This is a genomic window from Phytohabitans sp. LZ39 (genome assembly GCF_059359075.1).
Genome location: NZ_JCADBM010000017.1, coordinates 231,866 through 240,762 on the forward strand (window position 1 = coordinate 231,866; position 8,897 = coordinate 240,762).

At 71.6% G+C, this 8,897-nt stretch carries 4 protein-coding genes; all 4 read right to left on the minus strand.

Annotated elements, in window-relative coordinates; translation table 11 throughout:
- Positions 1-76 precede the first annotated feature (76 nt).
- Positions 77-4,774 carry a DNRLRE domain-containing protein gene (locus AC5L36_RS29925; protein ID WP_441214963.1) on the minus strand — a complete coding sequence of 1,566 codons (4,698 nt, stop codon included), beginning with the start codon at positions 4,772-4,774 and terminating at the stop codon, positions 77-79.
- Between the two features lie 210 nt (positions 4,775-4,984).
- Positions 4,985-7,393: an ABC transporter permease gene (locus AC5L36_RS29930; protein WP_441214962.1), complete on the minus strand. Its 2,409-nt coding sequence runs from the start codon at positions 7,391-7,393 to the stop codon at positions 4,985-4,987.
- Positions 7,390-8,112, minus strand: coding sequence for an ABC transporter ATP-binding protein (locus tag AC5L36_RS29935; RefSeq protein ID WP_441215401.1), 723 nt, complete (start codon positions 8,110-8,112; stop codon positions 7,390-7,392). Before AC5L36_RS29935 ends, AC5L36_RS29930 begins: the two co-directional genes overlap by 4 nt.
- 14 nt (positions 8,113-8,126) lie before the next feature.
- Positions 8,127-8,366, minus strand: a complete 240-nt coding sequence (locus AC5L36_RS29940) for a hypothetical protein (protein WP_441214961.1) — start codon at positions 8,364-8,366, stop codon at positions 8,127-8,129.
- Between the last annotated feature and the right edge of the window lie 531 nt (positions 8,367-8,897).

Genomic DNA, 8,897 nt, shown 5'->3' on the forward strand with positions numbered 1-8,897 from the left:
GTACATCGGCGCGGCGACCGGGGCACGCCCACGGGGAGCCGGCACCACCCGGGGTGCCGGCTCCCTGCCGCGTCTCCTACTCCGTGCAGGTATCAGCGGTCCCGATGGCCGCGGCCGAGATGCCGCCGGCCGCCGCGAGCGACGCGCCGAACGACATCGGCGCCGCGGCCGCCGCCGCTCCGATCGCCGAGACCGTGCCGAGCGCTCCGGCCACGCACCCCCAGCTGAGGTCGAACTCAAGGTCTTCGTCGATCTCGATGGGCCCGACGTCGATGTTGATGTCGATGGCCCCGCTGGGATCCGAGTGGTTGACGGGGTCGCCGTTGACGAAGGCGTAGCGGGGTTGGTTCGGCAGCGGGTCGACCTGGGTCCAGTTGGCGTTGTTGGCGTCGTAGAAGCGGGTGCCGAACTTGTAGAGGGTGCCCGCGCCGTCGATGGTGTAGCCGGCGTCGTACTGGAACGGGTTGAACAGCGTGCCCGTCGCGTGCGCCCGCCGGCCGTACGGCTCGTAGATGTACGTGCTGACCAGCGCTCCTGAGCTGTCGGTCAGCCCGACGACGGAGCCGCGGCCGTCGAAGACGTAGTGGTAGGTCTGGCCGCCTTGGCGCATCGAGACCAGGTTGCCGCCCGGGTCACGCACGAAGGTGACGTCGCCCGACGGGCGGTCGACCGCGGTGATGCCGATCGTCCCAGCGGTGACGAAGCTGTCGCCGCCGCTGGTGTGCCACTGCGACTGGGCGGTGCCGGCGAAGCTCTGCGCCCGCGCCGGCCCGCCGGCCGGCGTGAGGCTGGTCGTCTGGTCGGTGGCGTTGTACCCGGCGGCGGCGACCCCGTAGGCGGTCGAGGCCGTCATGTTGCCGTTGGCGTCGTAGGTGGCCCCGCCCGTGTTGAGCTGGTCGGCGGTGTTGTAGCCGAAGGTGGTAGGCGTGCCGTTGCGGGTGCTGGTCCGCCTGTTGTGGTTGCCGTCGTAGGTGAACGACAGGTCCGCCACCGCCGGCGCGCCGCCGGGCGAGTCGGTGTAGTCGGCGGTGGTGAGCCGGTTGGCGTTGTCGTACGTGTAGTTGGTGACGCCGTTGTGCGTCGTCTCGCGCTGCCGCAGCGCCCGGTCGGTCCCACCGCTGGTGAAGAGGTAGTCGTAGTTGGTCAGCTGGACGTCCGCCGGGCTGTATGCCTCGATGCTCGTCACCCGCCCGGACGAGTCGTAGGCGAGACGCTGCTCGACGCCGCTCGGGTAGCGCACGACCTCGCGCCAGCCCCGGTGGTCGGCGTGGTAGGTGTAGGTGGTCTCCTTACCCTGCGGGTCTCGCACGACGTCGACCTCGTCGATCGTCGTGTACTCGTACTCGGTCGTGCCGCCAAGGGGGTCGGTCACCGACGTGACGTTTCCCTTCCGGTCGTACGTGTACGAGACGTCGTCGGTGCCGGGGCCCGCCGACGAGGTGAGCCGGTTGTCGCCGTCGTAGGTGAACGTCCACGAGCCGGCCCGGTCGGTGCGGGACTTGACGTTTCCGTTCCTGTCGTAGCTGTACGAGGTGACGAACCCGTCGTAGTCGGTGACCGTCTTCACCCGATCGAGCTTGTCGTAGGTGAACGAGCGGTCCTGGTTCTTGCCGTCGTCGACGTTCGCCGGCCGGCTCACGGCGTCGTAGGTGATCTCGACGTCGCCGAGTTGGGCTGGGCCGTGGTTGACGCCGGTCAGGTCACCGCCGGTGTAGGTGAAGTCGGTGGTCTGGCCGCGCGCGTTGGTCGTGCGGCAGACTTGCCCCTCCTGAGCCCCGGCGCAGCTCGCCCCGTCGAGTCCGTGGTACGTCGCGGAAACCGTGTTTTCCGTGGCGAGCTGGTTGACGCTCTGGCGCAGGTCGCCGTTCGCGTTCCAGGTGTGGGTCCGCCTGCGCGTCTGGGGATCGGTGTCGGTCCGCGGGCGGAACGGGACGATTCCCGGGCCGCCGGTGTCGTACGTCGCCGTCCACTGTGCACCGGTCGGGATCTGCGCCGAGGTCGGGTTGTTCCGGGTCGTGTCGTAGGCGAACGTGGTCGCCTCGCCGGCGGCGTCCGTCACCTCGGTCACGTTCGAGTTGGTGTCGAAGGTGGTGTTTTCCGTCTGCGCCTTGGCGTTCGTGACGCTGGTGACCCGATTGCCGCTGTCGTAGCGGTACGTGGTCTCGTGGCCGTTGGCGTCGGTGACCACGGTCTGGTCGTTGCCGGCACCGGGCAGGTTGTCGGTGTAGGCGAAGGTCGTGACGAAGTCCGCGGCGCCCATCTCGCGGGTCAGGCTCGTCACGCGGTTCTCACCGTCGTAGGCGATGCGGATCTCGCCGCCTTCGGGATCGGTGATCCGGTTGAGCCGGTCGCTCGAGTCGTACCCGTAGGCGGTGGTGTTGCCCTCGGCGTCGACCACGGAGGTGAGCTTCACGGCACCGGAGGGTGCGGTCGTATATCCATAGTCGACGGTGCGCGCGCCGTTGGGGTCGTTGAGCAGCTCGAGGCGGCCGCCGCTGACCGTGTAGTTCACCGGCCGCGACTTGGTGTCGACGACCTGGGTGGGGATGTTGTCGCCGTTGTAGGTGACGCCGTTGCCGCGGCCGTGCGACTCGACGTAGCTGTGCAGCTTCCCCTTCCTCGGCCCCGTGTTGTAGAAGTACAGCGCGTCGCCCGCCTTGTACCGGCCCCGGTCGTGCCGGAACGTCAGGGCGTAGACGCCGAAGCCACCGGCGTCTACGAACGACGCGTCGAGGTCGCCGGACGGGTCCCATCCGCCGCTGCTGTTCTTCTTGATGAGGCTGACCTCGCCGCTCTCGCCGTGGAACGTGAACGAGCCGCCCGGCCACTCGGACAGGTACACGGTGTCGGTGTAGCTGCCGCTCCATCCCCGCCCGAGCATGCCGGAGTCGGGGTTGAACGAGTTGTACGTGCGGTCGAGCGTGAGTGGCAACCCGGCCCCGGCGATCGACAGGTCGGTCGCGTGCAGCACGAGCGAACCCGAGGCCACGTTTACCCGCACCGACGAGCGGTCGGTCACGGCGGTGCCGGTGTAGGTGAAGAAGGGCCGGTCACCCGCGCCGAGGCGGGGGTTGACGGCGAACGGGCTCGTCACGGTGGCCGAGCAGTACGTCTCGGCACCGGCCGGGCCGGCGCAGGAGCGCACCTGCCAGGTATACGCCTTGCCCGGCTCCAGCACGTCGTCGGGCACGGTCCATCCGGCCGTGGCATTCTGGGCGACCGACACGTTGTGGCTGGCGATCTCGGTGTTCGTCGAGTCGCGCAACGAGAACCTGCCGATCCGGTTTTGCGGGTCGCCGCCGGGGAACCGGGCCGAGAACACCGGCCGCAGGGTGTCGACGACGGGGTTGCCTTGGTAGGAGAGCTCGGTGGGCGTGCCGGGCGTCGTGAAGTAGGTGACGTCGAGCAGCGGCGTGCCGAGACCGGTCTCTCCACTGTAGAAGGACTTGGCGTGGGTGGAGTTCGTCTCGCTGGCCAGGACGGCCAGGTTGCCGAGCGTGCCGGCTTCGCCGGCCCACTTCGCGGCCAAGCCGGTGATGTTGAGCTGCTTGTGCCCGACCTGGGCGGGGCAGGCCGTCTCGTCGCCGGCCGTGTTGGCCGAGCCCCAGGTGACGCCGTCACGCGCGGGCTGGGTGTTCCAGGTGATGCTCGCGCCGATGTGTGCCGAGCCCTGTACGGTCAGCGGCGATGCCGTGCAGCCGCCGGCCCCGCTCCAGACCTGGTAGAGCCGCAGCGTGGCGGCCGAGACGTTCTTGCCCTCGATGGGGGCGGTGTTCCACTGGAGGAACGAGCGCACCGGGCCGGTCAACGGCGTCGTGCCGGCGAAGAGGCGGTCTTCGCCGGCGTGGCTCGCCGTCGGGTGCAGCTGGTCGACGAAGGTGTCGAACACCAGCGTGAAAGACGTCGAAGGATCGATCGTCACCGGGTAGACAGTCTTGGGGTCCTCGAGGAAAGCCTGGTCAGGCGTGACGACCATGACGTAGCCGCCGCCGCGCCGCTCGAGCTTGGCGGTCACCTCGCCACGGTGCGCCGCGACGCCCGGCACCGTCGTCGGCGTGGCGTCGAACATGACCGGCGCGGTCGTGTAGCCGGCCACCGCGCCGCCGGCGTCGCGCAGGACAAGCCCGCCGGTGCCGTCCTGCACCGGCGTCAGGCCGTCGAAGCCCATCGGCAGCTCGTACCGTGGCCGGCCGGCGCCGCGCTCGGGGATCACGACCGAGATCTCGGTGCCGACGGTCGTCGCCTGGACGGCCAGGTCCGCGCCGTCGAAGACGCCGGCGTAGGTCGCGGTGTCGCCCGCGATCGCCGGCTTCGGCAGGTTGCCGCCGACGTCGAGCGTGACGCCACCGCCGTCCTTCCCGCCGAACGCCAGTGGTTCGCCCCCGCCGCCCGGCAGCGTGACCTTCCCGGGTACCGACTTCGGCCGCACCACGCCGTCCTTGACAACCAGGCGGGTATCGACCGGGAGCCAGCCGCCGGCGGCGCGCGCGCGGACCGGGGCGGAGGCGAGCTGGGCGGTGTACGTGCCGTCCGGGTTGGCGAAGACGGTCGAGGACTCGGAGCGCTCCTGGACGATCTCGACGCGCCGCCCGGTCCTGGCCGCCTCGGCCAGTGCCCGGTCGTGCGCGCTCGGTGCCGCGGCGGGCGTCGACGGGTCGGTGGCCGGGCTCAGGGCCCCCGAGCTCGGCCGGGTGGGCGGCACCCGCAACGCCCCCAAGCGAGGTATCGGGGTGCCGTCGACCGTCACGAGATCCGGGCCGGGTTGGGCAGACACGGCTTCAGGTGGCATCGCCACAATGACCGACGCTGCCACCAGACCGACCGCCGTGAGCGCCGATGCCCGCCTGACCGTTGGTCGGCGTAGGAACAGGGATCCGGACTTTCGCCACATGACAAACTCCCCACTGTTTCAAGAGGCTCGATGTCTAGCCGATCGACCGTACGGCTCCCCGTTGATCGCTAGTCAGGGCTCTTTGCAAAGGCTTTACGTATGGCTTTCCACGATCGCCCGGCGGCGGGTCGCGATCCGGGCCGCCAGGGCGGTGGCCGGGCCCACGATGACGAACGCGGCGGCCACCACCGCGACGTACACCCAGATAGGCCCGCGCGGGATCAGCGTGCCCAGCGCGACGGCCATCGGCAGCACCGTGAACGCCGCGATCGCCGTGCCCAGCCCCACCGCGATCGCGGCCAGGACCGCCGCCTCGGTGAGCAGCATGCGGCGGATCTGGCGGCGGGTGGCGCCGGCCAGCCGCTGCACCGCCAACTCGCCGCGCCGGGACAGCACCGCCACCGCCATGGTGTTGACGGCGGCGATCGCCGCGTACGCGATGGCGAGCAGGGCGACGAGGTAGCTGATCCAGCCCTGCACGTCGAGGCCGGCCTCGAACGAGGACCGCAGCGCGCCGCCACCGTCCACTGTGGTGCTCGGCCACTCCGGAAGCCCGCTGGACCTGCCCTGGACCAGCAGCTGCCGCGGCGCGCCAGCCGTCGTGTGTGGCGCCAGCAGCTCGGGCGGCACCACCATCCCGGCGTAGTGCGACGGGCTGTCCAGCAGCGCTACCACCGTGACGGGCACGCGCGCGCCGTCGCCGAAGCGCATCGTGACCCGGTCGCCGACCGCGATGTCGAGGTCTTCGGCCCGCTTCTCGGGCAGCGCGACGACGTCGCCGGAGAAGGCGTCCAGCGTGCCCTCGGACACCGGCACGTCCAATGCGGACGGTCCGACGCCGAGGATCGTGGAGGGGTCGCTGCCCTTGCCGTCGTACGGCTCGTCGAGCCATCCGCGGCTGGTCACCAGCGGGGTGGCCGCCTCGACGCCGGGCGTGCCCCGCACCTCGTCGACGAGGCCGGGCGCGATGCCGCCGGCCGTCGAGGTGATGACCGCGTCGGCGCGGAGCTGGTCGGTGTAGCCGGCGGAGGCCGCGGCCTCGTAGGTGGTCTGCGCGTACACGTTGCCGAGCGCGATCGCCACGCCCACGGTCAGCGGGGTGAGCACGGCGGCGAACTGGGCCGCCCGCGCGCGGAGGTTCACGGCCGCCAGCCCGCCGAAGCGCGGCAGCCGCGCCACGAGCCGGTCGATCAGCTCGGGGCCGACCAGCGCGACCGCGATCGAGCCGGTGAGCACCGCCGGGCCGCCGATGGCCAGCGCGATCTCCGGACCGAGGAACATCGTGGTGACCGCCAGCGCGACCGTGCCGGCCGCGAACACTCCGGCCAGGAGCCGCCGGATCGGTGCGACCGTCACCGGCGGGATCGCCGCCTCGGCCAGTGCCTGGATCGGCCGGGTACGCGCGGCGGGCAGGGCGGCGAGATGCGAAGCGATCCGCGCCATCACCAGCGAGACGAGCACCGCCCCGGCGAACGGGATCGGCCCCAGCCGGAACACCAGCGCCTCGGGCACCACACCCCGCGCGGCGCTGGCTTCGAAGACGCGGCTGGCGACGAACCACGCCGCGCCGGCCCCGCAGGCGGTGGCGAGCACGGCGACGGCCATCGTCTCGCGTACCACCATGCGGTGCACCTGGCGGGGTGTGGCGCCGCCGGCCCGCAGGAGGGCCAGCTCGCGGCGGCGCTGCCGCACGGTGAGGCTGATCGTGGCGGAGACGACGAGCGCCATGACCACGACCACCATGCCGCTGAAGATGCCCGCCACAAGGATCAGCGCCAGCCGGCTCGCCCCGACGCCGGCGAACTCGGCCGCGCCCCGGTCGGCGCCGGCGAGCACGACAAGCTCGGGCGGGAGCGCGGCGTCCACCCGCGCTGCCACCTCGCCGGCCTCCGCACCCGGCGTGAGGAGCACACCGATCGCGTCCACTGTGCCCGGTCGGGGCGCGAAGCGGGTGGCGTCGGCGGTGGAGAAGAACACGGCGGGCGCGTCGACCGGCCGCTGTGCGCGGGCGATGCCGGTGACGGTGAACTCGCGCGGTGTGCCCGAGACGAGGATCGTGATCCGCTCCCCGAGCCTGCCGCTCTCCACCACGACCTCTCCCGTGGCTCGCGGCTCGCGTCCGTCCACAATGGTGTAGGGCGTGAGCGCGGCCGACGCCCAGTCGTGGCCCAGCCGCGAGTCACCCACCGGAAACGAGATGTCCGGGATCGCGCGGGCCACGCCGGGCACGGCCGCGACGGCGGCGACCAGGTCACCGTCCACACGGGAGCGTTCCGGGTACGCGACCCGCTCGTGCTCCTGGTCCGGCAGCTTGAACCCCTGCTCGCCGGCGACCACGACCGGCGCGCCGGCCAGCCGCTGGGCGGTGGAGTCGAGGCGGATCGCGGTCTCGAAGAGGCCACCGCAGGTGACGAGCAGCGCGGTGCCGAGCAGCACCGCCACGAACGTGGCGAGCGACGCCGCCGCACGGTGGCGGAGGCTCGCGAAGGCGATCCGGTTCACCGCGCACCGTCCACAGTGGTGCCGAGGCGGGTGAGGCGCTCCGCGACGGCTGGCGCGGTGGGCCGCCCCAGCTGGTCGACGATGCGGCCGTCGACGAGGAAGAGCACGTGGTCCGCGTACGAGGCGGCGACCGGGTCGTGCGTCACCATCACGATGGTCTGGCCCGCGTCGGCGAGGTGCCGCATCAGCCCCAACACCTCGGCGGCCGTGCGGGTGTCGAGCGCGCCGGTCGGCTCGTCGGCGAACGTCACCGCGGGCCGGCTCGCGAGCGCCCGAGCGATCGCCACCCGCTGCTGCTGCCCGCCGGAAAGCTCGGCCGGCCGGTGGCGCACCCGGTCGCGCAGCCCCACCCGCTCGATGACCTCCGTGACCCACCTCTTGTCGCTGCGGCGGCCGGCGAGCAGGTCGGGCAGCGTGACGTTCTGCCAGACGTCGAGCGCCGGCATCAGGTTGAAGGACTGGAAGACGAACGCGACGCGGTCCCGCCGCAACACGGTCAGCTTCGTCTCGCTGAGGCCGGCAAGACGGGTGCCGGCGAGCGTGACCTCCCCCGAGGTCGGTGCGTCGAGCCCGGCCGCGCAGTGCAGCAGCGTGCTCTTACCCGACCCCGAGGGCCCCATGACGGCCGTGAAGGTGCCGGCCGGAAAGTCGACGGTCACCCCGTCGAGCGCGGTGACCGCACTCCCACCCCGGCCATACGTCTTACGGACCGCCGCCATCCGCACCGGCGCGGTCACGGCGTCCACCCACTCTCTCGCGCCAGCGCCCGCCGGGCCGCGTGCAGCGCCCCGGTGACCCACCAAACCGCGAGCACCACGGGCCCACCGGTCAGCACCGTCCAGATCCACCACGGCGCGACGAGGTCACCCCCGATGACCACGATCATCGCCCACACGACGAACTGCACCGCGCAAGCGACGATCCACACGATCGCGCTGACCCGCGCGGCGAGCAATGCGGCCGGCTTTCCCATTGTCTTTCCCCTTCCCAGCTCCCGATCTCTGCACTAGAGCCTGCGGTCGCCGGGTGGGTCGGGGCAGTAGGGCTAAGCCCCCTATCGAGGTAGCACTTCACCTCCGGCCAGCTTCGTGGATCCCTTGAGCTACCGCGACGCCCGCCGTGGTCCAGACCGCTGCTCCCGCGGCCTCACCCATCCGCCGCCGGTCACGGTCACCCCACACCGCGCTGCCGTGGGCAGGGTGATCTCAGCGGCCGACAAGCATTGGATCCACCCGGCTGCGGCGAAGATCGTTCCGCAAGCTGGTGCGCCTTGTCGCCAACGCGGCGGCGAGCAGATCGCGGGCGTCCGTGACGTTATGACATGCTGACCCGACCCATCCCTGCCAGGCGACCCCATGAACCCGAACCGCCACGACCAGGACGGCCCGAGGGCACCTCAACCCCCGCTAATACCCCGTGGAGCCATGCCGCAGGACCGCGGTCTTCCGCGGTCCGGACTACGGTCGAGCGCATGATTCCCGACATCCACATCGTGTTCGACTGC